Origin of the sequence: Pigmentiphaga sp. NML030171, from assembly GCF_002188635.1 — a bacterium.
Taxonomy (GTDB): domain Bacteria; phylum Pseudomonadota; class Gammaproteobacteria; order Burkholderiales; family Burkholderiaceae_B; genus Pigmentiphaga; species Pigmentiphaga daeguensis.
Window position 1 is genome coordinate 39,601 of record NZ_NINX01000037.1, and the last position, 26,624, is coordinate 66,224.

Sequence of the window (26,624 nt, forward strand, 5' to 3'; positions counted from 1 at the left end):
CCGGGGTATTTCCACTATTCGTTGGCCGCGGCGGCGGCGCGCCGGTAGCGTGATGGCTTTCCAACGTCCACGGAAATACCGCCATGTCCGCGCCGTCCACCTCTCCCCTCATCCGCAACGCCTGGTATGCCGCCGCCACCTCGGCCGAGGTCGGCCGCACGCTGCTGGGGCGTCATCTGCTGGGAACGCCCGTCGTGCTGTACCGGACCGAGGCCGGTGAGCCCGTCGCCCTGCTCGATGCCTGCGCGCACCGGCAATTTCCCCTGTCGCGCAGCGCCCTGGTGGGCAACGACATCCGCTGCGGCTATCACGGCTTCACGTTCGACAGCAGCGGCGCATGCGTCCACATCCCCTCGTCCCCGCGCATTCCGCGCGATGCGCGCGTCCAGCGCTTCCCGCTGATCGAACGCCACGACATGCTGTGGATATGGCCGGGCGATCCCGCGCTTGCCGATTCCGCGCTGGTACCCGCCTGTCCTTGGCTGGACGGTTCGGCCAAGGTCTCGTACTACGCCCACCTGCGCGCACACTATCAGTTGCTGATCGAGAACCTGCTGGACTTCTCGCACGTGCCCTACGTCCATCACGACCAGCAGGGACACCCGGAACTGGCCCGCGTCATTCCCCGCGCGCGCGAGCACGGCGACACGGTGGTCAGCACGCGCATCATGCGCGAATCCAGCACGCCACCGCTGTGGTCGGACGTGATGGGGCTTCCCCTGGGTGCGCCCATGGACCATGACCAGCGCTTCGAATTCCACGCGCCTTCCGCCGTCTGCATCCGCCAGGCCGTCTGGGCTTCGCAGGCCCCGGAGCAACGCTACCCCTTTTCGACTACCCATTTCATGACCCCCGACGGCTGCGGCGCCACGCACTACTGGTCGTGGGTGTCCCTGGAATGGGAAGGGGTGGATCCGGCCACGCTCGAACGCATGGACCGCGGCGCGCGGGAAGTGGCGGACCAGGACGTGGTGGCGCTGGAAGCCCAGCAGGCCCTGCACGACCGCCTGCGCGACGGCGCGGTGGCCCATGGGGTGGTCAGCGTTCCCTTCGATGCCGGCTCGCTGCTGACCCGCCAGGTGCTGGCACGCATGGCGGAGCGGGAACGCGAGGCGGCGCGCGAACCCCGCACGGCCGCCTCCTGACCGGACGCGGCGCCTACCGGGACGGCGCGGCGCCCATGACCTCGCCCGAGATCTGCACCCGCCGGACCTCGGACAGGTACATGATGATCAGCGACACCCAGACCACGCCGTAGAGCAGCATGAAGCAGCTCGACCGCACCTCCAGGAGATCGGCCAGGAAACCGAACATGAGCGGCAGCAGGAAGCCGCCCAGGCCGCCGGCCAGCCCGACGACGCCCGACACCAGCCCCATGTTCTCGGGGAAATCGTCCGCCACGTACTTGAAGGTGGATGCCATGCCGAACGCGAACACCATGCCCAGCACGAACAGCAGCGCGGTGAACAGCCACATCGGCAGGTAGATGTGCAGGTTCGCGGTGCCGTCCATGGTCTTGATCACCAGCGTGGTGTCCGGATAGGACAGCAGGAACAGGCAGACCCAGGCCACCCACAGGCACCACCAGGTCGTGTTGTGGGCGCCGAAGCGGTCGGCCAGCACGCCGCCCACCGCGCGCAGCACCGAGCCGGGCAGCGAGAACCCGGCCGCCAGCCCCGCCGCCATGGCCAGCGACAGCCCGTACTCGGCCTTGAAGTACTGCGGGATCCACAGCGACAACGCCGTGAAGCCGCCGAAGGTGATCGAGTAGTACTGGCAGTACTTCCAGACCTTGGGGTTCCTGAGCACGGCCATCGACTCGCGCAAGCCCGCGCCCTTCTTTCCCGCGTCCGGATCGGGCGCGGCGGCCAGCCAGAAGATCGCGGCGGTCGCCAGCAGGGCGACGGCATAGATCCGCGGCACCGTACGCCAGCCGTAGAGCTCCAGCAGCACCGGCGTCAGGAACAGGTTCACCGCGGCCCCGACCGTGCCGGCGCCGAAGAAACCCATCGCGAAGCCGCGCCGCTCGGGCGGGAAGAAGCGCGCGACATAGGGCGTGCCCACCGCGAACGAAGCGCCCACCAGTCCCAGGAACAGCCCGATGGCCAGGAACTGCCAGAGCTGCTGCGCATAGCTGACGAGATAGACCGGAACCGCGCAAACCAGCAGCAGCACGGTCATGACGATGCGCCCGCCGAACCGGTCGGTCCATATTCCCAACGGCAGGCGGAACACCGCGCCGGTCAGCACGGGCGTGGAGGTGAGCAGGCCGAAACGGAAGGCATCCAGGCCCAGTTCCTCGCGTATCTGTATGCCCAGCACGCCGAACATCATCCACACCACGAAACACACCATGAAGGCCAGGGTGCTGGCATACAGCACCGAGTACGCCTTGAATGGAGTCGTCATGAACATTCTCCCGATCGACGGCCCGCCCCGTCCGGCGCCTGCGTTCGCACCATGCGCTATTGCAGCAGCGGCGAATCCGCCCCCTGCATGTCCAACCCCTTGATGTCTGCCTGGCCCACGAGCCATTGCAGGTACTGGTGGGTGGCGCGGCGCTGGCTGGCGGCCTGCAGCCACTCGGCGATGCGCGCGTGGGCGTCCTCGAAGGCCAGCGTGCGGCCCGGGTCCCGGGCGCCGGTACGGACGATGTGGAAACCGTACCGGGTCTCGACCAGCCGCTCGCGCAGCGTATGCGCCGGCATGGCGAACACCTCGGCCTCGAACTCCGGCACCGTTTCGCCGCGCCGTATCGTGCCCAGCCCGCCGCCGGCCGCAGCCGAGGGACAGTTGGAATATTGCCGCGCCATGTCGGCGAAGGCCGCCGGGCCCGCCTGCGCCAGGGCCTGCAGGATCTCGCTGGCCCGATGGCGCAGCACGGGCGCGCGGATGCGGGGCGTCAGCTGGAACAGGATGTGTTCGACCTCGACCCACGCGTCGACGACGAAGCGCTCGCCGTGCATGTCGTAGTAACGGCGGCAGGCGGCCTCGTCGGCGCTGGGCGTGCGCACCTCCGCCGCCAGCACCGCCCGTACCGCCTCGTCGCCTTGCGTGCCGACGCCCAGCGCGCGGGCCCGCTGGACCAACAGTTCCCGCAGCACCAGTTCCTGCGCAGCGCTTTCCATGGGATCGGCGGCCTCCTGGTGACGCCGGGCCTCCGACGCCAGGCGCGCCTCGTCGATGACGACGCCGTTGACCGATATCATGCCGTCCCCCTCATCCGCGCGGCCGCACCAGCTGCCAGGCGCGCCCCAGGTAGGCGATCGAGCCGAATCCGCTCCACACGTGCACCAGCCGCGTGAACGGGAAGATCGCGAACAACGTCATGCCCAGCACCATGTGCACGTGGTAGATGACGGGCGTGCCCGCCATGGCCTCAGCGGCGCCGCCGCGGAAGGTCACGATGCGCTGCGCCCACTCGCCCAGGGCGATCATGACCGCGCCGTCCTTGTGCTGCATCGAGGTCAGGATGGACAGGAGCCCCAGCGCCAGGACGATCAGTATCCAGACCAGGGTCAGCCAGTCGGAGAAACGCGAGGTCGCCGCGATGCGCGGCTCGGACCAGCGCCGCCAGATCAACAGCAGCAGCCCCGCCAGGCAGACCAGCCCCAGGATGGCCCCCACGACGATTGCCATCGTCTGCTTGAGCCCGGTGGAAATGCCCATCGCATGGTAGACGGCGGGCGGCGTCAGAAGGCCGACCAGATGCGTGAAGAACAGCGAGATGATGCCGATGTGGAAAAGATTGCTGCCCCAGCGCAGGGTGCCGCGCTTGAGCAACTGGCTGGAGTCGCTCTTCCACGTGTACTGCGCGCGCTCGAACCGGGCCAGGCTGCCCAGCAGGAAGATCGCCAGCGCGATGTACGGATAGATCGCGAAGAAGAAGTGGTACAGGTAGTCACCCATGGTTTCCTCCCTTGCCCGGTCCGGTCGCCGCGCGCCGCGGGTCGGTTGCGTGGAAGCGCACCGGCTGCGGCTGGCCGTGCGCGCGCAGGACCGGTTCGGCCATGCCGGCGCCGGGCCCGAACGTGACCATGCCTTCCTCCATGTCCCCCTCGGGCGGCTCGGGCAGGGCCTGGGGCTGGACGTCGGTCAGGCGCCGCAGCACGTCGAAGGCCCGGGCGTACGGGCTGCCCGCCGCGTCGAGCTTGTCGCCGATGCGGGCCAGCACGTGGATCGCATCGCCCAGCAGGACCGCCGCCCGCGGCGCCGGCAACTGGCCCAGGAACTCCAGGAACATCGGCACGTAGTCCGGCAGTTCCCCGGGCCGGGGCTCCAGGCCATGCCGCAGGTATTCCTCGCGCAGGTTCACCATGGCCTGTCCACGGTCGCGCGATTCGCCGTGGACATGCTCGAACAGGTGCAGCGAGTGGGCCGGGCGCCGGTCGAAGGTCGCCACGTACTCCTCCTGCAGCGCGATCAGGTCGGGCTTGCCCTCCATCATCGCGAACAGCGGCGCCAGCGTGGCGGCGTCGGCCGGCGCCAGCGCCGACCGCAGCTCGGGCAGCGCCGCCACCATCTCGGCGTCGGGATAGGCCAGCAGGGCGGAAAGCACGGTATAGGTCATCGGCTGCGCTGCACTTCCATGAACGTCACCGGCTGCTCCGCGCGGTCGCGCGGCGGCGCGCCGAACAGCGAGGTCTGCGAAACGCCGTTCGAACAGCCGTCGCCGAAGGTGAAGCCGCAGGAGCCCTTCAGGTCGAAGGCGTTCTCGGCGTACTCGCGATGGGCGGTGGGGATGACGAAGCGATCCTCGTAGTTGGCGATGGCGAGATAGCGGTACATGTCCTCGACCTGGGCCAGGGTCAGGCCGACCTGGTCCAGGATGTCGCGCCGCTCCTGCAGGTCCACCGTACGGGCCCGCATGAAGGCGCGCATCGCCAGCAGGCGCTCCAGCGCCAGGGCCACAGGCGCCTCGTCGCCGGCCGTCAGCATGTTGGCCAGATAGCGCAGCGGGATGCGCAGCGACTTCACGTCGGGCAGCTCGCCGAAGGAGCCGATCTGTCCGCTGTGGGCGGCGGACTGGATGGGCGACAGCGGCGGCACGTACCAGACCATGGGCAGCGTGCGGTACTCCGGGTGCAGCGGAAACGCGATCTTCCATTCCACCGCCATCTTGTAGGTCGGGGACACGCGCGCCGCGTCCAGCCACGACTGCGGGACCCCGTCGGCCAGCGCCTGGGCGGCGACGGCCGGGTCGTGCGGATCCAGGAATACATCCAACTGCGCCTGGTACAGGTCCTTCTCGTGCTCGACCGCCGCCGCCTGCTCGATGCGGTCGGCGTCGTACAGCAGCACCCCCAGGTAGCGGATCCGCCCCACGCAGGTTTCCGAACAGACGGTAGGCTGGCCCGCCTCGATGCGCGGATAGCAGAAGATGCACTTCTCCGCCTTGCCGCTGTGCCAGTTGTAGTAGATCTTCTTGTAGGGGCAGCCCGACACGCACATGCGCCAGCCACGGCACTTGTCCTGATCGACCAGCACCACGCCGTCCTCCTCGCGCTTGTAGATCGAGCCCGACGGGCAGCTCGCCACGCAGCTGGGATTCAGGCAGTGCTCGCACAGGCGCGGCAGGTACATCATGAAGGTATTCTCGAACTGTCCGTAGATCTCTTTCTGGACGTCCTCGAAGTTGTAGTCCTGGGATCGCTTGGAGAACTCCCCGCCCAGGATCTCTTCCCAGTTGGGCCCCCACTCGATCTTCTCCATGCGCTGCCCGGTGATGAGCGAGCGCGGCCGGGCGGTAGGGGCGGCCTGCTGTTCCGGCGCCGACTGTAGATGGTCGTAGTCGAAGGTGAACGGTTCGTAGTAGTCGTCGATCTCGGGCAGGTTGGGATTGGCGAAGATGTTCGCCAGCAGCTTGAGCTTGCCGCCCTGGCGCGGCTCTATCCTGCCGTCCGGGCGGCGCCGCCAGCCGCTGTTCCAGCGCTTCTGGTTCTCCCAGTCCTTGGGAAAGCCGACGCCGGGCTTGGTCTCGACATTGTTGAACCAGGCGTATTCCACCCCCTGGCGCGAGGTCCAGACGTTCTTGCAGGTAACCGAACAGGTATGGCAGCCGATGCACTTGTCCAGGTTCAGCACCATCGCGATCTGCGCGCGGATCTTCATCATCGTCTCCCGATTTCTAGCGGGTTGCCTGGGACACGGCCGGCGTGTCGAGCCAATCGACCTTGGCCATCCTGCGGACGATCACGAACTCGTCGCGGTTCGAACCCACCGTGCCGTAGTAGTTCAGGCCGTACGAAAGATGGGCGTACCCGCCTATCATGTGCGTGGGCTTGAGCACGATCCGCGTCACCGAGTTGTGGATGCCGCCGCGGGTGCCGGTGATTTCCGACCCCGGCGTGTTCACGATCTTCTCCTGGGCGTGGTACATCATCGTCATCCCCTGCGGCACGCGCTGGCTGACCACCGCGCGCGCCACCAGCGCGCCGTTGACGTTGTACGCCTCGATCCAGTCGTTGTCGGCGATGCCGGCCTTCGCCGCGTCGATCTCGGACATCCAGAGGATGGGGCCGCCCCGCGACAGCGTCAGCATGAGCAGGTTGTCGGTATAGGTCGAATGGATGCCCCATTTCTGGTGCGGAGTCAGGAAGTTCAGCACCAGTTGCGGATTGCCGTTGTCACGCGGGGCCTCCAGCATGGGCCGGATGGAGCCGGTATCCACGGGCGGCCGGTAGGTGCACATGGCTTCGCCGAAGGCGCGCATCCACGCATGGTCCTGGTAGAGCTGCTGCCGGCCCGTCAGGGTGCGCCAGGGTATGAGTTCGTGCACGTTGGTGTAGCCGGCGTTGTAGCTCACGTGCTCGGACTCCACGCCCGACCACGTCGGCGACGAGATGATCTTGCGCGGCTGCGCCTGGATGTCGCGATAGCGGATCTTCTCGTGCTCGCGCGGGGCCGCCAGGTGGGTGTGGTCGCGCCCCGTGACGGCCGACAGCGCCTCCCAGGCCTTGACGGCCACGTGGCCATTGGTCTCCGGGGCCAGGGTCAGGATGGCCTCGGCCGCGTCGATGTCCGTGTCCAGGCGCGGCAGGCCGTGGCTGGGGCCGCTTTCGTCCACCGCGTAGTTCAGCTGCGCGAGCAGGTCGCACTCGCTGTCCGCGCTCCACGAGATGCCCTTGCCGCCCACGCCGAGCTTGCGCGTCAGCGGGCCGAGCGAGGTGAACTGGCGGTACAGCTCGGGATAGTTGCGCTCGACCACGGTCATCGACGGCATGGTCTTGCCCGGCACGGGCTCGGTCTCGCCACGCTTCCAGTCGCGCACGCCATAGGGGTCGCCCAGCTCTCCCGGCGTGTCATGCTGCAGCGGCGTCAGCACCAGGTCCTGCGCGGCCGGCAGCTCGTCCCGCGCGATGCGCGAGAAGGCCGCGGCGATGCCCTTGTAGATCTCCCAGTCGCTGCGCGACTCCCAGACCGGATCCACCGCCGCCGACAGCGGGTGGATGAAGGGATGCATGTCCGAGGTGTTCAGATCGTTCTTCTCGTACCAGGTGGCGGTGGGCAGCACCACGTCGGAATACATGCAGGTGGTGGACATGCGGAAGTCCAGCGTGACCAGCAGGTCGAGCTTGCCCTGAGGCGCCTCGTCGCGCCAGGCGACTTCGTCGGGCTTCTGCTGGCCGGTCTCGCCCAGGTCCTTGCCCTGTACCCCGTGTCGCGCGCCCAGCAGGTGCTTGAGGAAATACTCGTGGCCCTTGCCCGAGGACCCCAGCAGGTTGGAGCGCCAGACGAACATGTTGCGCGGGAAGTTGTCGGGATGATCGGGGTCCTCGCAGGACATCTTCAAGCGCCCCTCGCGCAGCGCCTGCACCACGTAGGCCGCCGGCTCCTGCCCGGCCGCGCGCGCGGCCCGGACGACCTCGAGCGGATTGGTCTGCAACTGCGGCGCGGACGGCAGCCAGCCCATGCGTTCGGCGCGCACGTTGAAGTCGATCATGGTGCCCTGGAACTGCGCCGCGTCGGCCAGCGGCGACAGGAGATCCTGCACCTTCAGCTTCTCGTAGCGCCACTGGTCGGTGTGCGCGTAGAAGAACGAGGTGCCGTTCATGTGCCGCGGCGGGCGGGCCCAATCCAGCCCGAAGGCAACGGTGGTCCAGCCCGTCTGCGGCCGCAGCTTCTCCTGCCCGACGTAGTGGCACCAGCCCCCGCCCGACTTGCCCACGCAGCCGCACATCACCACCAGGTTGATGATGCCGCGATAAGCCATGTCCATGTGGTACCAGTGGTTCAGGCCCGCGCCCAGGATCACCATGGACCGACCCTGCGTCTTGTCGGCGTTGTCGGCGAACTGGCGCGCGACCGTGACGACGTCGTCGCGCCGCACGCCGGTGATGCGCTCTTGCCAGGCCGGCGTGCCGGGCACGTCGTCATCGTAGGACGCCGCCACGTTGCCGCCGCCCAGGCCGCAGTCCAGCCCGTAGTTGGCAATCAGCAGGTCGTATACCGTCACCACCAGCGCCTCGCCCTCGCGGGTGGCCACCCGCCGCGCCGCCATGTTGCGCACCAGGACCTCGTCGTGGTCGGTGCCCTGGAAATAGTCGTGCTGGGCTCCGCCGAAATAGGGAAAGGCCACCGGCACCACGTCGTCGTGGTTGCCGACCAGCGACAATCGAAGGCTGACATCGCCGCCCGAGGCGTCGCGGGACTCCAGGTTCCACTTGCCCTGGTCGCCCCCTTCCTTCTGGCCCCAGCGGAAGCCCACCGAGCCCAGCGGCGCGACCAGCCGCCCCGAGTGCTCGTCGATGGCGACCGTCTTCCAGTCCGGATGATTGGTTTGGTCCAGCGCGCCGGGCAGGTCCGCCGCCCGCAGGAAGCGCCCGGCCACGTAGCGATCGCCGTGGCGCTCCAGGCAGACCAGGAAAGGCATGTCGGAATACCGGCGGCAGTACTCGCGGAAATACTCGCTCTTGCCGCCCAGGTGGTATTCCTTGAGGATGACGTGCCCCATCGCCAACGCCAGCGCGGCGTCGGTTCCCTGCTTGGGATGCAGCCAGATGTCGCCGAACTTCGAGCCTTCCGCGTAGTCCGGGAAGATCGACACGATCTTGGCGCCGCGGTAGCGTGCCTCGACCATGAAGTGAGCATCGGGCGTGCGCGTCTGCGGCACGTTCGAGCCCCACATCATGATGAAGCTGGCGTTGAACCAGTCCGCGGATTCGGCCACGTCGGTCTGCTCGCCCCAGGTCTGCGGACTGGATGGCGGCAGGTCGCAATACCAGTCGTAGAAGCTCAGAATGGTGCCGCCCAGCAGCGAGAGATAACGGCTGCCGGCCGCGAAGGACACCATGGACATCGCGGGGATGGGCGAGAACCCGACCACCCGGTCGGGGCCGTAGCGCTTGACGGTATACGCGTTGGCGGCGGCCACCAGTTCGTTGGCCTCGTCCCAGGTCGTGCGCACGAACCCGCCCATGCCGCGCATGGACTTGTACTCCGCCGCCAGCGCGGGCGTGGTGCAGATGTGTTCCCAGGCCTGCATCGGCGCCATGGTCTTGCGCGCCTCGCGCCACATGCGGGCCAGGCGGCCGCGCAGCATGGGGTACTTCAGGCGGTTGGCGCTGTACAGATACCAGGAGTACGACGCGCCGCGCGAACAGCCGCGCGGTTCATGATTGGGCATGTCCGGCCGCGTGCGCGGATAGTCGGTCTGCTGCGTTTCCCAGGTAACGATGCCGCCCTTGACGTAGATCTTCCACGAACAGGAGCCGGTGCAGTTCACTCCGTGGGTCGAGCGCACGATCTTGTCGTGCTGCCAGCGGTCCCGGTAGGCGTTCTCCCAGGACCGGTCCTCCTGGACGACGGCGCCGTGGCCGCCGGAGAACGATTGCTTGACCCGGCTGAAATACTTGAGGCGATCGATCAGGTAACTCACCGCGGTACCTCCAGACGTCGTCGACGGCCATGGGCCGGCTGGGCGGAACGGCAAGGCGGAAAGAGCAGGGGTGCGATGAAGGCCGCCCGACCGGTCGTGCGGGCCTACGTTAACAAGTGTTTCGATCGATAGTCAACGACATGCGGATGTCAGCCGGCCGGGCCGCTCAAGCCATCCGGCACTCCTGCGCGAAGGAGTCGCGGCTGCGTTCGAAGATGACGCCCTTGCTGGAAAGCGCCGCCTTCCCGTCCGCCCCCTTGACCACGTCCACCCGGTAGAACGGCGAGATCGGGAACTGGTTGGTGTTGAACGCGAAGTACCCGCGCACCGACTGGAAGTCCGCCGCCTTCAACGCCGCTCGGAACGCCGCCTTGTCCTCGACATTGCCACCGGTGCGGCGCAGCGCCGAGGCGATCAGGCGCGCGGCATCGTAGGACTGGGCCGCATACAGAGAAGGCTCGCGGCCGTACTTCTTGCGGAAGGCGCCGGCGAACTCGCGGTTCGCGGCATTGTCCAGATCCGGCGCGTAGGGCGAACTCGTGACCGCGCCCAGCGCCAGGTCGCCCAGGGCCGGCAGCGTGGAGCCATCGATGGTCGAGACCGAGATCATCGGGATCTTCGTCATCAGGCCGGCCTGCTGGTACTGCTTGGTGAAGTTCACGCCCATGCCGCCCGGGTAGAACGTATAGACCGCATCCGGCTTGGCCGCGGCCAGGTTGGAGATCTCCACCGAATAGTCCGGCTGGTTCACCCGGCTGAAGGCCTCGCCCAGGATCTCGCCCTTGTAGGTGCGCCTGAACCCTTCCATGGCGTCCTTGCCCGCCTGGTAGTTGGGCGCCAGCAGATAGACCCGCTTGAAGCCCATGCGGTTGACCAGTTCGCCGGCCGCTTCGTGCAACTGGTCGTTGTTCCACGACGTGGAGAAGAAAAAGGGCGAACAGCCCTTCCCCGTGATCGGCGTCGGGCCGGCGTTGGAGCCGACCAGGAAGACCTTCCCTGACGTGATGGGCCGATGCACGGCCATCATGACGTTCGAGAACACGATGCCGGTCACGATGGGGACCTGGTCCCGCACCAGCAGCTGGCGCGCGATCTGCACGCCCTTCTCCGGCTTCATCTCGTCGTCCTCGCGCAGGACCTTGATCTCGACGCCGCCCAGCCGGCCGTTCTCCTGGTCCACGGCCAGCATGAAGCCGTCGTACTGGTCGGCGCCCAGCGCCGCGCCCGGGCCCGAGAAGGTCGACAGGAAACCGATCTTCACCGGCGCCGCGGCGGCTGCGCCGCAGGCGAACAGCGCGGCCAGAACGAGGGATCGCGATACGTGCATGGTCATGCTCCTGCTCCTGGGGGGTGGCCGGCTTCGGCCTGGGTTTCCGCCGCGATCATCCGCTTGACCGCGCGCCGCATGTGGATACGGGCCGCGTCCGAGACGATGTCGATCAGGCCCTGTTCGCCGCGGTCGGTCAACATGGCCTGCTGGGCCTCGACGATGGCCTTGTCTTCGCGGAACGCCGTGTCGATCTCGTGGAACAGCGCATTGGTCGCGGTGGGGTCGTCCTGGCGATAACCGTTGGCCGCCGACCAGAAATAGAAGCAGGTAGTCTCGGTTTCCGGCGTCAGCCCGTGGAAGATGCGCAGCGAAAAACCCGGCTGGTTGCGGTTTTCCACCGCGCCCTTGCCGCTGTCTATGCCGCCGGTCCACTGCAGCACCGTGCCAGGGGCGATGTACTGGAACTCCATCCACCGATCGATGCGATCGGCCAGGGACACCGCCTTGGTGTAGGTAGGAGGCGGTGCGGAGTCCATCAGCCAGCGGATGAAGTGCAGGCCGTCGTCAGTGGGTGTGACGGTCATCCTGGCCTCGACGTGCGCCTTCGGATTGCCGCCGATGGTGTTCTTGTGGACGAAGGCCAGGTGGGTCAGGTCCATCAGGTTGTCCACCAGCAGCATGGAGCTGGCCTTGACGTGATAGACCTGGCACTTGTGCGGCCAGGCGGCGTGATCGTTGTGGAAGGGGTAGGAGACGATGCGGGCGGGATCGGCCTGCTCCGGCTCGCCCAGCCATATCCACACGAGCTCGTCCTGCTCGACCACCGGGAACGACTGCACCCTGGCCTTGGGCGGGATCGAGGCCTGGCCGGGAATGCGGACACAGGCGCCCGCCGCGTCGAACACCATGCCGTGATAGCCGCACTCCAGGCCCTCCGGCACGACTTGGCCGAACCGCAGGGGCGTGCCACGGTGGCAGCACCGGTCGAGCAAGGCAGCCACCTTGCCCGTGCCCGGATCCCGGAACAGCACGACGGGAACACCGCACAGGGTGCGGGGGAAGGGCGCGGCCTCCACCTCGCTCGCCCAGGCGGCAACGTACCAGGCATTCTTGACGAACATTTCGCCTCCTTTGGCGGACGATGAGGAAACTTTTTTACGGAATCATGTTCTTTATTTTCCAATCAGCGTATACGTAAAATTTGAATAAGACAATTTTTTGCTTATTTATTACGCATAAACCCCTATTTTTGTATACGTAACGTATCCGAAGAATGAGGAACGAAGGTTCTGGACCATAATTGCCGCTTCCCTGCCTCCCGCTCTCACATGGACATCGATCCCAACCTGTCGCAAACAGAAAGAGCCGTCTACGGACTGCGCGGCCTGATCGTTCAAGGCAAGCTCAAACCCGGCGACCGGGTGCTGGAACAGGCGCTGGTCGACGCCTTCGGCGTGTCGCGCACGCCGGCCCGCGCCGCCATGCAGCGCATCAGCGAGGAAGGACTGATTTCCCTCCAGCCCTCGGGCGGCTATGTGGTGTCCAGCTTCACGGAAGACGATGTGTTCGACGCGATCTCGATCCGCGGCACGCTGGAGGGCATGGCGGCGCGCATGGCTGCCGAGAAAGGCGCGCCGGCGCGCGTCCTCAAGGCCATGCACGAATGCCTGGAAGAACTGGATGCGGTGGTGGGATCGTCCGATGTCGCCGGGCGCCAGAACGACTACGTCGTCCTGAACGACCGGCTGCATGAACTGATCTGCGGCGCCGCGCAAAGCCCCATGGTGGCCCGGGCGCTCGAGCGGCTGGTGGCCATTCCCTTCTCGGTCAACAACTCGTTCACCGACGTTCCCGCGTCGGCGAAGGCCGGCGTGCGGGACATCCTGCGCGGCGCGCAGGAGCAGCACCGCAACATCGTCGACGCTATCGAGAATCGGGAAGGCACGCGCGCACAGGCGCTGATGATCGAGCATTCGCGCTCGACGTGGAAATACCTCGACCTGATGCTGCACCTGCCGGAGCCGGGCACGCTCCCCGGCGGGCTGGAAGCGGCGCTGCGCGCCCGCCGGACCTGAAGGCGGGCGCGGCCGCGGCTGTCTACAGGGCGCGGTCGCCCAGGCCTACCTTGGCGTAGATTTCGTTGACGTGCCGCTTCACGTCCTCCGGCGTGTCGTCGGTGGCGGGCTTGTGCGCCCAGCCGGCCTTCTCGCGCGCGTAGCGACCGATGACTTCGTCCTGGTCGGAGGTCGCGCCGCTGATGCCGTAGGCGCCCACCATCTCGTCGCCCTTGAACACGGGCGCGCAGCCGCCGGAGACGACGATCTGGCCGCCGGTGAATACCGAGGCATTGATCAGCATCTGCGGATTGCGCTCCTTGAACCATTGCTGGATGAGCAGTCCATCCTGGAAGCGCGGGCTCATGGAACGGAAGGCCGCCACGGTATAGGCCTTGGCGCGCGCCGTGTCGGGGGTGATGAAGCCCGCGTCGTCCATGCGCTCCAGCGCGATCAGGTGCCCTTCGGCGCTGACGACCGCGATCGACACCGGCACGCCCATCTCCAGCGCCTTTTCCTGCGCCGCGCGCATGAACTCCCGGCATTCGGCCAGTTGGATTCTTGCCATGCTTGTCTTGCTCCTGTGGTGATGATGAGGCCCGCGTGGGGCTATTCCAGCTTGACGCCCGCCGCCTGCATGACCTCGGCCCACTTGTCGACCTCGGCCCGGATGTAGCGGGCGGTTTCCTCGGGACCGGCCTTGACCGGTTCGATGCCTTGCGCGCGGAACTGCGCCCGCAGGTCCGGCGTATCCAGCGCGGACTGGATGGCCGCGGACAAGCGCCGCCCGACCACCTCGGGAGTGCCTGCCGGTGCCGCCAGGCCGAACCAGACCGAGGTGTCGAAGTCTTTCAACCCCAGCTCCGACAAGGTCTTCAGGTCGGGCAGCGCGGCGATGCGGTCCTTGCTGGCCGCCGCCAGCGCCACCAGCTTGCCGGACTGGATGTGCGGCAGCGCGGTGGACGCGGGCGCGAACATGATGGCGACCTGCCCGCCCAGGAGATCGGCCATGGCCGGCGAACTGCCCCGATAGGGCGCGCGCGGCGATGTCGCTGCTCGCGCCTGGCCGGTTCTCGACCACGACGCTCTGGCCCAGCTCCGCGGCCAGCTTGCCGGCGACCAGGCGCGTACCCACGTCGGTGGAACTGCCCGGCGGAAAGCCGACCAGGACCCGGATGGGCTGGGAAGGGTATTTGTCCTGCGCGCCGGCCGCCGCCGGCACGCACGCGGATGCGGCCACGCAGAACGCGGCCAGCCATGTGCGGTGATTCATCGTGTCTCCCTGGACCGGGGCCGGTCCGCCCGGCCACTCTCATGATGGATGGCCGTATTACACGATCGGCTCACTTATAATTCAAACGAATATTTCTTATTCAGAAATGAGCTGATCTCATGAATTTGACGGTGCGGCAGTTGCAGGCCTTCGTGCTGGTCTCGCGTCTCGGCAGCTTCACCAAGGCGGCCCACGCCATGCACGTCACGCAGTCGGCACTCAGCCTGCTGGTACGCGAACTCGAAACGGGACTGGGAACGCGGCTGGTCGACCGCACCACGCGCAGCGTCAACGTCACGGCCGTGGGCCGCGAATTCCTGGCCAGCGCCGAGCGCATCCTGGACGACATCGGCCATGCCATCGCCAACGTCGACCAGTGGGTGGCTCATCAGCGCGGGCGCGTGGTCGTGGCTGCGCCGCTCGTGCTGTCCGGCACCCTGCTGCCGCCGCTGGTCGCGGACTTCCGGGCCGCCCATCCCGGCATCGAGCTCGTCCTGAAGGACTCGCTGCCGGACGAGGTGCTGCCGCAGGTCCGCAGCGGCGCGGCCGACCTGGGCATAGGAACGTTCCGGCGCACCGAGGCCGAGTTGCGGCACACGCAATTATTCGAGGAATCACTGGTCGCGATATTTCCGGTGGACCATCCGTTCGCCCGTGCGCGGCGCCTGCCATGGCGCCGGCTGGAACAGGAGCGCCTGCTGACGCTGCCGCGCGGCAGCGTATTCCGCGAGCTGGCCGAGCGGGGCTGCAATGCGGCGGGCTTGGCGCTCGATCCGGCGGGGGAAGCGACCTACGTCGGCACGCTGATCGGATTGGTCTCCGCGGGACAAGGGGTGGGCATCGTGCCCGGCTACGCGACCGCGCTGGCCGACCGGCGGGTCATCGCCTGGAAGCCCTTGCAGGACCCGGTCGTGCGGCGCGAGGTGTCGATCGTGCACCGCGCCACCGTGGCGGTCTCGCCCGCGGCGCAGGCCTTCATGGAGTTCGTCCTGGGACACGCCGGCATCCGGCGGCTGCGGCGCGCGTCCGCCAGGGATTGACAAGGACGCCGTTCAGTCCGTCTCGCCGTCGTCGAAGCGTGCGAGCAGCCGGGTCAGCAAGGGCTTGATCGCGCGCAATTCCTCCAGGTGCGCCGCCGACAGCTCCTCCAGCAGTTGCTCGGCATGCGCGGTCAGCACGAGCCGGACCTTGCGTCCGTCCTCGGGGTCCGCCATGCGCGCGACCAGGTCCATGCGCACCAGCCGTCCGGCCAGCTCCGCGGCCGAATGCGGCTTGATCAGCAGGCGCTCGGCGATCTCCCCCACGTACAGTCCGTCGCGCCCCGGCGCGCCCTTTATCGCCAGCAGCGCCTGATGCTGCTGCGGCGCGAGGCCGATGGCATGCGCCGCGTCCTCGCTGAATGCGATGAACCGGCGCAAGGCATAGCGGAACTCGGCCAGCAGCGCATAGTCGGCCGTCGACAGGCTGGGCCGCGCGGCGCGCGACGAGGAAGCGGTCTTCTTCACCCGGGGCATTCTAATATATGTCGTGGTACGATATATATGGCGATCCCAAGCCCGGGGCGCCCCTTCCCTGCCTCTTCATCATGTCTCATTCCGTACCCTCTACCCGGCTCGGCGATTTCACGACCGACCGCCGAGTCCTGCTGCTCATGGCCCTGGCCGCCGCCATCGGCCTGTGCAGCGTCGGCGCCGCATGGCTGCTGCTGCGGCTGATCACGCTGTGCACCAACCTCGCCTACTACGGCCGCCTGTCGCTCGAAGACCTGCCCATCGCCGGCACGCCGCTGGGCTGGACCACGGTGTTCGTGCCGGTGCTCGGCTGCCTCATCATCGGCTTCATGGCGCGCTACGGTTCCGAGAAGATCCGCGGCCACGGCATTCCCGAAGCCATGGAAGCCATCCTGATCGGCCGCAGCCGCATCCAGCCCAAGGTGGCGGTGCTCAAGCCGTTGTCGTCGGCGGTGTCGATCGGCACCGGCGGCCCGTTCGGCGCCGAAGGGCCGATCATCATGACGGGCGGCGCCATCGGCTCGCTGCTGGCGCAGATGGTCCACATGAGTTCGGCCGAACGCAAGACGCTGCTGGTGGCCGGCGCCGCTGCCGGAATGACGGCCATCTTCGGCACGCCGGTGGCCGCGCTGCTGCTGGCGGTGGAGCTGCTGCTGTTCGAATGGAAGCCTCGCAGCTTCCTGCCGGTGGCGGTGGCCGCCGTGGTCGCTGCCGCCGTCCGCCCGCTCGTGATGGACGGCGCGCCGCTGTTTCCCTATGCCGGCGCGGTCGACGTCTCGGCCGCGCACGTGGCCGCCTTCGCCGCGCTGGGCATCGCCGCCGGACTGGGATCGGGCGTGCTGACGACGCTGGTCTACGCCGCCGAGGACGGCTTCGCCAAGCTTCCCATCCACTGGATGTGGTGGCCCGCCATAGGCGGCGTGGTCATCGGGCTGGGCGGCCTGATCGAACCGGCCGCCCTGGGCGTGGGCTACGACAACATCCGTCACCTGCTGGCCGGCGACCTGGCGCTGCACGCGGTACTGCTCCTGCTGGCGGTCAAGGTCGTCATCTGGGCCGTGGCGCTGGGTTCGGGCACCTCAGGGGGCGTGCTGGCCCCGCTGCTGATCTTCGGCGGCGCGCTGGGCGCCCTGGCGACGCCGATCATGCCCGATGCCTCGCCCGGCTTCTGGGCCCTGCTGGGCATGGCGGCGATGATGGGCGGTACCATGCGCGCGCCGCTCACCGCCACGTTGTTCGCCGTGGAGCTGACCGGCAACTTCGGCGTGATGGTGCCCGTGCTTACCGCCTGCGCGTTCGCCTACGGCGTGACGGTGCTGCTGCTCAAGCGTTCGATCCTGACCGAGAAGATCGCCCGGCGCGGCCATCACGTCACCCGCGAATATCATGTGGACCCGTTCGATCTCGTGCGGGTGGCCGACCTGATGACACGGCAGGTGGAAACGCTGCCAGCCTCGATGACGGTCGGCGAAGCGGTGGAACACTTCACCACGCTGGAGCGCCGCCACACCAGCTACCCTGTGGTCGATGCGCAGGGCGTGGTCGTGGGCGAGGTCACCCGCGCCGACAGCCTGGCCTGGACGGTCGAGCAGGAGAACCGCGACCAGCCCATGGGCGAACTGCTGGCCGACCGGGAACTTCTGGTCGCCTATCCGGACGAACTCGCCAGCCAGTTGGCCGACCGCATGGCGCTCGCCGGCGTGGGACGGGTGCCCATCGTCGACCGCGCCAACGGGAAGCTGGTGGGGCTCGTGGGCCGCAAGGACCTGTTGCGGCTGCGAGCGCTGCGCCTGGCTGAAGAGCGCGATCGCATGGCCTATTTCCGATGGAGCGCGGACACCGGTCGCCAGTCCACTCACGACATCCGATAAGACATGCCCATCTCGAAGATGGTGGCGGCGCTGGCCTGCGCCCTCTGCATCGCCGCCGCCCACGCCCAGCCCTCGCCCGCCGCCGTCCCCGTTCCTGGGCTGCCCGCCCGCGCCTGGCTGCTCCTGGATGCGACCAGCGGCCAGGTACTGGGCGCGCACGATCCGGACAAGCGCATCGAGCCGGCCTCGCTCACCAAGATGATGACGGCCTACGTCGTGTTCCAGGCCCTGCGCGACCATGCCGTCGGCCGCGACACGCGGGTCACGGTCTCGACGCGGGCGTGGAAGGTGGCGCCGGGAAGCTCCCGCATGTTCCTCGAACCCGGCAAGCAGGCCACGATAGACGAGTTGCTGTACGGGCTGCTGGTGCAATCGGGCAACGACGCCGCGATCGCGCTGGCCGAGGGCGTCGCCGGCTCGGTCGAGGCTTTCGTCGAACGCATGAACCAGGAGGCGGGGGAACTGGGCCTGGCCTCGACCCACTTCTCCAATCCGCACGGCCTGCCCGATCCGCAGACGTATTCGACCGCGCGCGACCTGTCCGTGCTGGCGGCCCGGATCGTGCGCGACTTTCCCGACCTGGCCGGCACCTACGATGCCACCCGGCAGTACACCTACAACGGCATCACGCAGCCCAATCGCAACCGCCTGCTGTGGCTGGACGCCAGCGTGGACGGCATGAAGACGGGCCATACGGAGTCGGCGGGATACAGTCTCGTGGCGACCGCGCGGCGCGCCAGCGGCAGTATCCAGCGGCGGCTGATCTCGGTCGTGGTCGGCACCGCCTCGGACCGCAACCGCACCCGGCAGAGCCGCGAACTGCTGGAGTGGGGTTTCCGCAATTTCGAAACGGTGCGGCTTTACGCGGGCGGCGACGCGGTCGGTTCGCCGCGGGTCTGGAAAGGCGCGCGCTCGGCCGTGCCCATGGGGTTCCAGCGCGACACCTACATTACCGTGCGCCCGGGAGCACGGATAGAGCGCATCCTGCATCCGGCCTCGCCCCTGATCGCACCGCTGGCGGCGGGACAACGCGTGGGCGAACTCGAGGTGCGCGTCGACGGCGAACCGGCCCGTCGCCTGCCGCTGGTCGCCCTCCAGCCGGTGCCGGCGGCATCGTGGTTCGGACGCGCCTGGGACGGGCTGCGCCTGTGGCTGCACGGGCTGGGCGCCTGAGGCCCGCACGGATTTTGCAGCGGATGCCCCGCATGGTAGGCTGGGCAAAAACAAGGCAGCGGGCCTCGCGGTCCCGCTCCATGGCAGATGACATCCGTTCCAGCGCAGTCCCCTCCGTCCGATACGCCGGCCGGCCAAGCCCGGCGCGGCGGAACGATCTCGATACGCATCGGCCTGCTTGCCCTGGTCGTCGTCTGTACGCTCCCCGCCACGCTGGTGGCGGGCCTCGCGGTGTACGAGACCTACGCGCTGCGCAAGACCCGCATCTACGAAACCACCGTCCTGGCCGCCCGCAGCCTGGCCGCCGACCTGGACCAGGAAGTGGAAGGAATCGGCTCCGGCCTGCGCGTGCTGGCAAGCTCCACCGACCTGGTGCGCGCGGACCTGGCCTCGTTCCACCAGCGGGCCATCGAAGCGCTCAAGTACCAGGACATCGACCGCTACGTCCTGACGGACACCCGCGGCAACGAGGTGCTGGATACTTCGGAGCCCTATCCCGGCGTCCTCCCGCCGCCCGTCAGGCTACCCGACCTGCCCCAGGTCTCCAGCGGCGGCAGCCATCCGCTCGTTGCAAGGCTGGGGCCACCTCGGGAGGGCCGGGGCCTCACCATCATCGTCGGCGTACCCGTCCTGATCGACGGCGAAGCGCGCTATCTGCTTTTCGCCGACCTGGGTTCTGACCGCCTAAGCGCCCTGATGACCCGCCACGCCCTGGGCGAAGGCTGGGTGGCCGCCCTGCTCGACCGCGACGCGACCATCCTGGGACGGACCCGCGACGAAGCGCGTTTCGTCGGGCAGCGGGCGGTGTCCTCGCTGGCCGACGCCGTGCGCCGTGAACGCGAAGGTACGCTGCAAAGCCTGACCAAGGAGGGGATTCCCGTCCTGACGGCGTTCAGCCGCCTGGCCACGACCCAATGGACCGTCGCCGTGGGGGCGCCCGCCGCGGCCTTCACCACCGACCTATACCGGGCCATGGCCTGGGTGGCGGGCGGCGGCCTGCTGGCCATCCTGTTCGGACTGGGCCTGGCCTATCAGCTGGCACGCCGGATCGAACAGGCGGTGGGCAACCTCGTGGAACCCGCCCTGGCGCTGGGCGCCGGCCACCGTGTCAGCGTGGCGCCACCACACTTCAAGGAAACGGCGGCCGTGGCCGATGCCATCGAGCACGCCGCCGGTACGCTCGAGCACGCCCGCCAGCTTGCCTATTACGACCCGCTCACCCAGTTGAGCAACCGGGTCCTGTTCGCGGAACTGGCCCGGCGCGCGATCGCCGCCGCGCAACGGTCCCGGGCGTCGCTGGCCCTGGTCGCCGTGGACCTCGATCATTTCAAGACCGTCAACGACGTCCATGGCCACGGCACGGGGGATACCGTGCTGCAGATCGCCGCGCGCCGCATGGCCGACGCCGTGCGCCATTCGGACGTGGTGGCGCGCTACGGCGGCGACGAGTTCATGGTGCTGCTGGACGGCGCGGGCCCGGCCGCCGCCGAGACCGTGGCCAACAGCCTGGTGGCGGTGCTGTCCGAACCCTATCCGGGCGTCTCGCCCCAGGTAGGCGCCTCGGCGGGCATCGCGGTCTTCCCGCACTCCGGCACCTCGCTGGAAGAACTGATCAGCCGCGCCGACGCGGCGCTGTATGCCGCCAAGTCGCGCGGCAGGAACCAGGCGGTGCTCGATCCTGAAGCCCAGGACCGCGCCCCGGAACGCTCGCTGTTCTGATCCTTCTTACATCCGGTTGCCGGCGCGGCCGCCGCCGCCTGCTACCGTTGGCGGGAAGCGCCATGCCTCGCGCGGGCGCCGGCAACCGGAGCAGCCATCATGAAGACCGCCGCCTTCGCATGCCTCGCAGCCGTGCTCATCGCCGGCTGCGGCACGCCGTCCAGGGAACACGACACGCCAGCCGCCAGCCCCGTCGTCGACGGGCACAACGCCCGCAACGCGCTGGACTGGGACGGCGTCTACGAGGGCACGCTGCCCTGCGCCGACTGCCCCGGCATCCGGACCCGGCTCACGCTGCGCCAGGATGGCCGCTACGAGCTGGAGACCCAGTATCTCGACCGTCAGCCGCGCGTCGACCGCGTCGAGGGCAGCTTCACATGGCAGCCCGACGGCACCCGCATCACCCTGGACCAGGCCGCGGGCGGCAGGCAGTACTTCGTGGCCGAGGGACGGCTCATCCAGCTCTACATGGACGGCACGCGTCCCCAGGGGCCGCTGGCCGGCAACCATGAATTGCAGAAGGTGGAAAATACCGGCCGCTAAGCGGCCGTGTCATCGTTTGTCCTTATACTTTCGCCTGGGCAGAGCCGCTTCGAAGGCCACAAGAACAACCACCGGGAACCGCCATGTCTTTTGCCAGCTTGCTTGGACGCATCGCGCTCTGGGCCGCGCTCTACGTGGCCTGCGCCTATCTGTCGTTCGCCCTGGACGATCCCGTCACCCAGGTGTCCTTCGTCTGGTTCCCCGCCGGCGTCGCTGTCGCCGCCTTCTTCGCCATGCCGCGCGCGGCCTGGGCGGCCCTGACCGCCGCGCTGTTCGCCGCCGACCTGGCGCTGTCCGCACTGACCGGCCATCCCCTCATCCCCTCGGCCTGGCTCGCCGGCCTGTCGCTCGCCTCCACGCTCGGCATCGCCTGGCTGTCGCAGCGCTATGCGCAGGGGCGGGACGACTTGCACGCGGTGCTCGGATGGGTGGCCGTCACCTTCGTGGTCAGCGCCGTCGCCGCGGTTTGCGGCAGCGCGGGACTGGCGCTGATCAAGCACGAAGTCCTGTGGGAAGCCGTCTCCGACCTGGCGTGGATATGGTGGGCCGCCACCGTGACCGGCGTGCTGTTCGGCGTCTCGGTGCTGATGGGATTCATGGGCTTTCGCACGATCGAGGCGCCGCCGGGTCCCATCGGCCGTACCGTGGGCATTGCCGCGTGGCTGCTGCTGGCGGCCATGACCTGGTACGTGTTCGGCGTGCACCGCCCGTCCATGTCCGAGGCGCCGCTGCTGCTGGGACTGGCCTGCATTCCGCTGGCGCTGGCCACCGTGGCCACGCTCAGCGGCGGCAACCGCATGGGTTCGCTGGCCGTGCTGACCATGGCGGCCATCGTCATCTATCACTCCAACGCCGGGCGCGGCCCTTTCTTCCTGCGCGGCTTCCTGCCGGGCGAGCCCCTGCTGCTTGCCCAGTGCTATCTCGTGTCGGTCGCCATGCTGCAGGTCTTCGTGCGGGTGCTGACCCGTGGCATCCGGCGCCCGCGCACGGCCGGCGCGGACGGCACCGGCGGCCGCGAGACCCTGTACCGGCTGGATCTCGCCTCCGGCACCATCGTCTGGGACGCGCCGCCCGACGCCCGCCCCGGCCCCGGGACCCTGGATGAAGTGCTGCGGCAGGTCCATCCGGACGACCGCCAGGGCTTGCGGGACCGCCTGCGCGCCGCCGACGGGACGCCGGGGCTGGAGCGCCCCTTCCCCTTCCGCCTGGCGACCGCGCCCGATCAGTGGACGACGGTCGTCGACCTGAACCGGGGGGCCATGATGGGGCCCGACGGCGCTTTCATCATCGGCAGCTGGCGGCTGCCCACCCCGCACCACGGCGCATAAGGGAAACCATGATCCAGCTTGCCCTGCTTCTGTTCGGCGCCGGCTTCGTCCGCAGGAACATCCACCTGCTGCTACTGATCGGCTTCGCCTGGGCCGCCCTGGGCGTGGTCATCACCCTGGACGGCGTGGACGGCGCGCGCTACTTCCCGCTGACGCTCTTCGGCGCGCTGCTGCTGGTGGAAAGCCTGGTCACGCTGACGGTCGCCGGCAGCGGCATGGGCGCCCAGAAGGCCGTGCTGGCCTTCAAGGGCGGCATCTTCCTGCTGGTCGCGCTGCTGATCCTGGCCGGCGGCTCCATCAGCAACCTGCTGCTGGCCATCATCCTGGGCCTGGCCTACTTCGTGCTGGGCGTGTTCCAGATCGCCTCGGCCTGGGTGCTGCGCTACGACCGCTGGCGCCTGTCCGTGCTGGGCGGCTGCGCCCAGGTCCTGTTCGGCCTGTTCCTGTTCCAGCCCTATCCCACCCACTACGCCGGCACGGTCTCCTACTTCATCGGCGTCACCATGCTGGTCGCCGGCATCAACACCATGCGGGTGGCCGCCCGCGCCCGCAAGCTGAGCGAGCAGTCATCCATGTTCGACCTGCTGGCGCCGGCCGACCTGCGCGGGGCCGGCGCCAGCCCGCCGCCTGCCCGGCAGCCGGCGCCGGCGGGCCCCTTGACCGTCCACGTCTGGACCCCCGAAGGCTCGGCCAAGGACAAGACCGTGTCGCGGCCGGTATTCAACCGCTACATCGCCGCCGTCGACGTGCAGGGCGTGATATCGACCGGACATGCCGCCATGGAAGTGCCGCCGTCGACCTACATCAGCCTGTATCCCGCGGTCGACATCGACCGCTCGCCCTCCGAGTTCTTCAACGTATTGAAGGCGGTCAAGGAAAACGACGTGCCGGGCAAGTTCCAGCCCGACTACGCGACCGAGTCCAAGGCCTGGTGTCCGTCGAACTGGCAGGTCAGGTTCGAGCGGTACGACTACGGGAAACTCCAGGCCTTCTGGCAGCGCTACCGCGACCAGGAAATCTATAACCTCACGCGGCGCAACTGCTCCAGTTCGGTCTCGTACGCGCTGGAGTCCGCCCTGGACGGCGTGCTGGACGACCGCAGCCGCAGCGTGCGGCAGGTGCTGCGCACCCTGCTGATGCCCGAATTGTGGATTGCCGCGCAGGTGCGCCAGCGCGCCCAGGTCATGGCCTGGACCCCCGGCCTGACGCTGGACTACAGCCGCGCGCTGCGCGCGGTCGTCCATCCCGTCCAGCAATCCTGGTTCTCGCGCTTCCTGGCGGCCGCCACGCGCATGACCTCGCGCAGCGGCGCCTGAGCCGTGCCTGGGGGGCGGCCCATCGGACCGCGCTGTCTATATGACAAGAAGGACCGGGCTAGGGCTGTCCCGTATACCCTGCCCCTTGAAAGCCCCCTGTCCCATCCCTATAATTAGCACTCGATTGCATAGAGTGCTAACAACGCTGCCTGGGCAGCGTCCCGGCCTCCGGCAACAGGCTCAAGCGCCGCGTTTCGACGCGGCACCGGCCGAATAACGGCTTTCCAGCCTCTTTTTCTGACAAATAGACGTCAACTTCGAACATCAGGAGTTTGTATGGCCCTCCGTCCCCTGCACGATCGCGTGATCGTCAAGCGCCTGGACAACGAGCGTAAAACCGCGTCCGGCATCGTCATTCCCGACAGCGCTGCCGAAAAGCCCGACCAGGGTGAAGTGCTGGCCGTCGGCCCGGGCAAGAAGACCGAGGACGGCAAGGTGCTGCCGGTCGACGTCAAGGTCGGCGACAAGGTCCTGTTCGGCAAGTACGCCGGCCAGGCCGTGAAGGTCGACGGCGACGAACTGCTCGTCATCCGCGAAGAAGAAATCCTGGCGGTGATCCAGTAAGCCCTCGCGGCCCGCTGTCCGATCCCCCGGCATTCAACACCATCATCCAAGGAATTTCGTAAATGGCTGCCAAACAAGTCCAGTTCGGTGATGACGCCCGCGCCCGCGTCGTCCGTGGCGTGAACGTCCTCGCCAACGCCGTCAAGGTCACCCTCGGTCCCAAGGGCCGCAACGTGGTCCTGGAGCGCTCCTTCGGCGCCCCCACCGTCACCAAGGACGGCGTGTCCGTCGCCAAGGAAATCGAACTGAAGGACAAGTTCGAGAATCTGGGCGCCCAGCTCGTCAAGGAAGTGGCTTCCAAGACCAGCGACAACGCCGGTGACGGCACCACCACCGCCACCGTGCTGGCCCAGGCCATCGTGCACGAAGGCCAGAAGTACGTGACCGCCGGCCTGAACCCGATGGACCTGAAGCGCGGCATCGACAAGGCCGTCGCCGCCGCCATCGAAGAGCTGAAGAAGATCAGCAAGCCCTGCTCGTCGAGCAAGGAAATCGCCCAGGTCGGCTCGATCTCGGCCAACAGCGATTCGTCGATCGGCCAGATCATCGCCGACGCGATGGAAAAAGTGGGCAAGGAAGGCGTCATCACCGTCGAAGACGGCAAGTCGCTGGAAAACGAACTGGACGTCGTCGAAGGCATGCAGTTCGACCGCGGCTACCTGTCGCCCTACTTCATCAACAACCCCGACAAGCAAGTCGCGGCCCTGGACGATCCCTTCGTCCTGATCCACGACAAGAAGATCAGCAACATCCGCGAACTGCTGCCCGTGCTGGAGCAAGTCGCCAAGGCCAGCCGCCCGCTGCTGATCATCGCTGAAGACGTCGACGGCGAAGCCCTGGCCACCCTGGTGGTCAACAACATCCGTGGCATCCTGAAGACCACCGCCGTCAAGGCTCCGGGCTTCGGCGACCGCCGCAAGGCCATGCTGGAAGACATCGCCATCCTGACCGGCGGCACCGTGATCTCGGAAGAGACCGGCCTGTCGCTGGAAAAGGCCACCCTGCAAGAGCTGGGCCAGGCCAAGCGCATCGAAGTGGCCAAGGAAAACACCACGATCATCGACGGCGCCGGCGACAGCAAGGCCATCGAGGCCCGCGTCAAGCAGATCCGCACCCAGATCGAAGAAGCGACCTCGGACTACGACCGTGAGAAGCTGCAAGAGCGCGTGGCCAAGCTGGCCGGCGGTGTTGCCGTGATCAAGGTCGGCGCTGCCACCGAAGTCGAAATGAAGGAAAAGAAGGCTCGCGTCGAAGACGCCCTGCACGCCACGCGTGCCGCGGTGGAAGAAGGCGTGGTGCCCGGCGGCGGCGTGGCCCTGCTGCGCGCCAAGCAAGCCATCAAGGACACCAAGGGTGCCAACGCCGACCAGGACGCCGGCATCAAGATCGTCCTGCGCGCCATTGAAGAGCCGCTGCGCACCATCGTCGCCAACGCCGGCGACGAGCCCAGCGTCATCGTCAACAACGTGCTGAACGGCAAGGGCAACTACGGCTACAACGCCGCCACCGGCGAATACGGCGACATGGTCGAAGCCGGCGTGCTGGACCCCACCAAGGTCACCCGCACCGCCCTGCAGAACGCCGCCTCGGTGGCCTCGCTGCTGCTGACCACGGAAGCCACGGTGGTCGAGCTGGTCGAGGACAAGCCGGCTGCCCCCGCCCCCGGCGGCATGGGTGGCATGGGCGGTATGGGCGGCATGGACTTCTAAAGAGTCCTTTCCCGCTCGTCCCGGGCGTGCCCGGGACCTGGCTACGAAACCCGCGAGCGCCCGCGCTCGCGGGTTTTTTCTTGGGCGCCGGCGGCGGCGTCCGGGATGCTTTCCGGGTTTCCGTCCGGCAATTGAGCGAGCCGGATACGGGGGTTTCCTTCCGGAAGGTAAACACATCTCAACGATACGTCCCTTTTACGCCAAGTTTTTTTTGCGTCTCGCGCATAACCACCGATCGGATCTATTTCGCGCCCTGGCCGCGGCCGGCGAAAAAAATGCGCGTCCCGATACGCCAACCCCTTGGCAACTTTCGCCGGACCGCAAGGCATGCCGGTATGGAAATGAGCCCGCCGTTCGCCGCCCGAAGGTTTGCGCAGCACACATAAAACGAGCTAAGTGCTTGTTTTTCAAAAATA

Annotated in this window: 22 protein-coding genes; 11 read left to right on the plus strand and 11 right to left on the minus strand. The window is 67.8% G+C overall.

Features of this window, described 5'->3' with window-relative positions; translation table 11 throughout:
* Positions 1-83 precede the first annotated feature (83 nt).
* Positions 84-1,145, plus strand: a complete 1,062-nt coding sequence (locus CDO46_RS17590) for an aromatic ring-hydroxylating dioxygenase subunit alpha (protein WP_087839785.1) — start codon at positions 84-86, stop codon at positions 1,143-1,145.
* 13 nt (positions 1,146-1,158) lie between these two features.
* Here the strand turns inward: CDO46_RS17590 and CDO46_RS17595 are convergent, their stop codons facing one another.
* From CDO46_RS17595 to CDO46_RS17630, 8 genes are all read right to left on the minus strand, one after another.
* Positions 1,159-2,409 carry a nitrate/nitrite transporter gene (locus CDO46_RS17595; RefSeq protein ID WP_087839826.1) on the minus strand — a complete coding sequence of 417 codons (1,251 nt, stop codon included), beginning with the start codon at positions 2,407-2,409 and terminating at the stop codon, positions 1,159-1,161.
* Positions 2,410-2,465: 56 nt separating this feature from the next.
* The gene (locus CDO46_RS17600; protein ID WP_087839786.1) at positions 2,466-3,209 is read right to left on the minus strand and encodes a peptidylprolyl isomerase; all 744 of its coding nucleotides are present in this window, start codon (positions 3,207-3,209) and stop codon (positions 2,466-2,468) included.
* A gap of 10 nt (positions 3,210-3,219) precedes the next feature.
* On the minus strand, positions 3,220-3,909 hold the full coding sequence (narI, locus tag CDO46_RS17605) for a respiratory nitrate reductase subunit gamma (RefSeq protein ID WP_087839787.1): 690 nt from the start codon (positions 3,907-3,909) through the stop codon (positions 3,220-3,222).
* Positions 3,902-4,570 carry a nitrate reductase molybdenum cofactor assembly chaperone gene (gene narJ, locus CDO46_RS17610; RefSeq protein WP_087839788.1) on the minus strand — a complete coding sequence of 223 codons (669 nt, stop codon included), beginning with the start codon at positions 4,568-4,570 and terminating at the stop codon, positions 3,902-3,904. Before narJ ends, narI begins: the two co-directional genes overlap by 8 nt.
* Positions 4,567-6,111: a nitrate reductase subunit beta gene (gene narH, locus CDO46_RS17615; protein WP_087839827.1), complete on the minus strand. Its 1,545-nt coding sequence runs from the start codon at positions 6,109-6,111 to the stop codon at positions 4,567-4,569. Before narH ends, narJ begins: the two co-directional genes overlap by 4 nt.
* A 16-nt stretch (positions 6,112-6,127) precedes the next feature.
* Positions 6,128-9,877, minus strand: a complete 3,750-nt coding sequence (locus tag CDO46_RS17620; RefSeq protein ID WP_087839789.1) for a nitrate reductase subunit alpha — start codon at positions 9,875-9,877, stop codon at positions 6,128-6,130.
* A gap of 166 nt (positions 9,878-10,043) precedes the next feature.
* Positions 10,044-11,210: an ABC transporter substrate-binding protein gene (locus CDO46_RS17625; protein ID WP_087839790.1), complete on the minus strand. Its 1,167-nt coding sequence runs from the start codon at positions 11,208-11,210 to the stop codon at positions 10,044-10,046.
* Positions 11,207-12,268, minus strand: coding sequence for an aromatic ring-hydroxylating dioxygenase subunit alpha (locus CDO46_RS17630; RefSeq protein ID WP_087839791.1), 1,062 nt, complete (start codon positions 12,266-12,268; stop codon positions 11,207-11,209). Before CDO46_RS17630 ends, CDO46_RS17625 begins: the two co-directional genes overlap by 4 nt.
* A gap of 207 nt (positions 12,269-12,475) precedes the next feature.
* Between CDO46_RS17630 and CDO46_RS17635 the strand changes: the two genes are divergently transcribed.
* Positions 12,476-13,222, plus strand: coding sequence for a GntR family transcriptional regulator (locus tag CDO46_RS17635; protein WP_087839792.1), 747 nt, complete (start codon positions 12,476-12,478; stop codon positions 13,220-13,222).
* 22 nt (positions 13,223-13,244) lie between these two features.
* Here the strand turns inward: CDO46_RS17635 and CDO46_RS17640 are convergent, their stop codons facing one another.
* Both CDO46_RS17640 and CDO46_RS28400 read right to left on the minus strand, forming a co-directional pair.
* Positions 13,245-13,769 (minus strand): heme-binding protein, encoded by a 525-nt coding sequence (locus tag CDO46_RS17640; protein ID WP_087839793.1) that lies wholly within the window; start codon positions 13,767-13,769, stop codon positions 13,245-13,247.
* A gap of 41 nt (positions 13,770-13,810) precedes the next feature.
* Positions 13,811-14,212: a tripartite tricarboxylate transporter substrate binding protein gene (locus tag CDO46_RS28400; RefSeq protein WP_176400778.1), complete on the minus strand. Its 402-nt coding sequence runs from the start codon at positions 14,210-14,212 to the stop codon at positions 13,811-13,813.
* 381 nt (positions 14,213-14,593) lie between these two features.
* On the opposite strand from CDO46_RS28400, the gene CDO46_RS17650 reads away from it, so the two are divergent.
* A complete protein-coding gene (locus CDO46_RS17650) occupies positions 14,594-15,514 on the plus strand; it encodes a LysR family transcriptional regulator (RefSeq protein WP_087839794.1) in 921 nt (306 codons plus the stop codon).
* 12 nt (positions 15,515-15,526) lie between these two features.
* Here CDO46_RS17650 and CDO46_RS17655 read toward each other — a convergent pair whose 3' ends face one another.
* Complete coding sequence (locus CDO46_RS17655; protein ID WP_087839795.1) at positions 15,527-15,988, minus strand: MarR family winged helix-turn-helix transcriptional regulator; 462 nt, start codon at positions 15,986-15,988, stop codon at positions 15,527-15,529.
* A gap of 71 nt (positions 15,989-16,059) precedes the next feature.
* Here CDO46_RS17655 and CDO46_RS17660 point away from each other — a divergent pair, with 71 nt between their 5' ends.
* The 8 genes from CDO46_RS17660 to groL all read left to right on the plus strand — a co-directional run bounded on the left by CDO46_RS17660 (position 16,060) and on the right by groL (position 26,208).
* Positions 16,060-17,856 (plus strand): chloride channel protein, encoded by a 1,797-nt coding sequence (locus CDO46_RS17660; protein WP_087839828.1) that lies wholly within the window; start codon positions 16,060-16,062, stop codon positions 17,854-17,856.
* 3 nt (positions 17,857-17,859) lie between these two features.
* Positions 17,860-19,029 (plus strand): D-alanyl-D-alanine carboxypeptidase family protein, encoded by a 1,170-nt coding sequence (locus CDO46_RS17665; RefSeq protein ID WP_176400779.1) that lies wholly within the window; start codon positions 17,860-17,862, stop codon positions 19,027-19,029.
* Between the two features lie 87 nt (positions 19,030-19,116).
* On the plus strand, positions 19,117-20,748 hold the full coding sequence (locus CDO46_RS17670) for a sensor domain-containing diguanylate cyclase (RefSeq protein ID WP_087839796.1): 1,632 nt from the start codon (positions 19,117-19,119) through the stop codon (positions 20,746-20,748).
* A gap of 99 nt (positions 20,749-20,847) precedes the next feature.
* The gene (locus CDO46_RS17675; protein WP_087839797.1) at positions 20,848-21,291 is read left to right on the plus strand and encodes a copper resistance protein NlpE; all 444 of its coding nucleotides are present in this window, start codon (positions 20,848-20,850) and stop codon (positions 21,289-21,291) included.
* A gap of 83 nt (positions 21,292-21,374) precedes the next feature.
* Positions 21,375-22,619 (plus strand): MASE1 domain-containing protein, encoded by a 1,245-nt coding sequence (locus tag CDO46_RS17680; protein WP_087839798.1) that lies wholly within the window; start codon positions 21,375-21,377, stop codon positions 22,617-22,619.
* Positions 22,620-22,627: 8 nt separating this feature from the next.
* Positions 22,628-23,935, plus strand: a complete 1,308-nt coding sequence (locus CDO46_RS17685; protein ID WP_087839799.1) for an HdeD family acid-resistance protein — start codon at positions 22,628-22,630, stop codon at positions 23,933-23,935.
* A gap of 276 nt (positions 23,936-24,211) precedes the next feature.
* Positions 24,212-24,499: a co-chaperone GroES gene (gene groES / locus CDO46_RS17690; protein WP_087781765.1), complete on the plus strand. Its 288-nt coding sequence runs from the start codon at positions 24,212-24,214 to the stop codon at positions 24,497-24,499.
* Positions 24,500-24,561: 62 nt separating this feature from the next.
* Positions 24,562-26,208, plus strand: a complete 1,647-nt coding sequence (gene groL / locus CDO46_RS17695; RefSeq protein WP_087839800.1) for a chaperonin GroEL — start codon at positions 24,562-24,564, stop codon at positions 26,206-26,208.
* Positions 26,209-26,624 lie beyond the last annotated feature (416 nt).

Excerpts from the sequence above, each read along its gene's own strand:
- CDO46_RS17590 (WP_087839785.1), top strand. The coding sequence starts at position 84 with ATGTCCGCGCCGTCCACCTCTCCCCTCATCCGCAACGCCTGGTATGCC.
- CDO46_RS17595 (WP_087839826.1), bottom strand. The coding sequence starts at position 2,409 with ATGACGACTCCATTCAAGGCGTACTCGGTGCTGTATGCCAGCACCCTG.
- CDO46_RS17600 (WP_087839786.1), bottom strand. The coding sequence starts at position 3,209 with ATGATATCGGTCAACGGCGTCGTCATCGACGAGGCGCGCCTGGCGTCG.
- narI (WP_087839787.1), bottom strand. The coding sequence starts at position 3,909 with ATGGGTGACTACCTGTACCACTTCTTCTTCGCGATCTATCCGTACATC.
- narJ (WP_087839788.1), bottom strand. The coding sequence starts at position 4,570 with ATGACCTATACCGTGCTTTCCGCCCTGCTGGCCTATCCCGACGCCGAG.
- narH (WP_087839827.1), bottom strand. The coding sequence starts at position 6,111 with ATGAAGATCCGCGCGCAGATCGCGATGGTGCTGAACCTGGACAAGTGC.
- CDO46_RS17625 (WP_087839790.1), bottom strand. The coding sequence starts at position 11,210 with ATGACCATGCACGTATCGCGATCCCTCGTTCTGGCCGCGCTGTTCGCC.
- CDO46_RS17630 (WP_087839791.1), bottom strand. The coding sequence starts at position 12,268 with ATGTTCGTCAAGAATGCCTGGTACGTTGCCGCCTGGGCGAGCGAGGTG.
- CDO46_RS17635 (WP_087839792.1), top strand. The coding sequence starts at position 12,476 with ATGGACATCGATCCCAACCTGTCGCAAACAGAAAGAGCCGTCTACGGA.
- CDO46_RS17640 (WP_087839793.1), bottom strand. The coding sequence starts at position 13,769 with ATGGCAAGAATCCAACTGGCCGAATGCCGGGAGTTCATGCGCGCGGCG.
- CDO46_RS28400 (WP_176400778.1), bottom strand. The coding sequence starts at position 14,212 with ATGGCCGATCTCCTGGGCGGGCAGGTCGCCATCATGTTCGCGCCCGCG.
- CDO46_RS17650 (WP_087839794.1), top strand. The coding sequence starts at position 14,594 with ATGAATTTGACGGTGCGGCAGTTGCAGGCCTTCGTGCTGGTCTCGCGT.
- CDO46_RS17655 (WP_087839795.1), bottom strand. The coding sequence starts at position 15,988 with ATGCCCCGGGTGAAGAAGACCGCTTCCTCGTCGCGCGCCGCGCGGCCC.
- CDO46_RS17660 (WP_087839828.1), top strand. The coding sequence starts at position 16,060 with ATGTCTCATTCCGTACCCTCTACCCGGCTCGGCGATTTCACGACCGAC.
- CDO46_RS17665 (WP_176400779.1), top strand. The coding sequence starts at position 17,860 with ATGCCCATCTCGAAGATGGTGGCGGCGCTGGCCTGCGCCCTCTGCATC.
- CDO46_RS17670 (WP_087839796.1), top strand. The coding sequence starts at position 19,117 with ATGACATCCGTTCCAGCGCAGTCCCCTCCGTCCGATACGCCGGCCGGC.
- CDO46_RS17675 (WP_087839797.1), top strand. The coding sequence starts at position 20,848 with ATGAAGACCGCCGCCTTCGCATGCCTCGCAGCCGTGCTCATCGCCGGC.
- CDO46_RS17680 (WP_087839798.1), top strand. The coding sequence starts at position 21,375 with ATGTCTTTTGCCAGCTTGCTTGGACGCATCGCGCTCTGGGCCGCGCTC.
- CDO46_RS17685 (WP_087839799.1), top strand. The coding sequence starts at position 22,628 with ATGATCCAGCTTGCCCTGCTTCTGTTCGGCGCCGGCTTCGTCCGCAGG.
- groES (WP_087781765.1), top strand. The coding sequence starts at position 24,212 with ATGGCCCTCCGTCCCCTGCACGATCGCGTGATCGTCAAGCGCCTGGAC.
- groL (WP_087839800.1), top strand. The coding sequence starts at position 24,562 with ATGGCTGCCAAACAAGTCCAGTTCGGTGATGACGCCCGCGCCCGCGTC.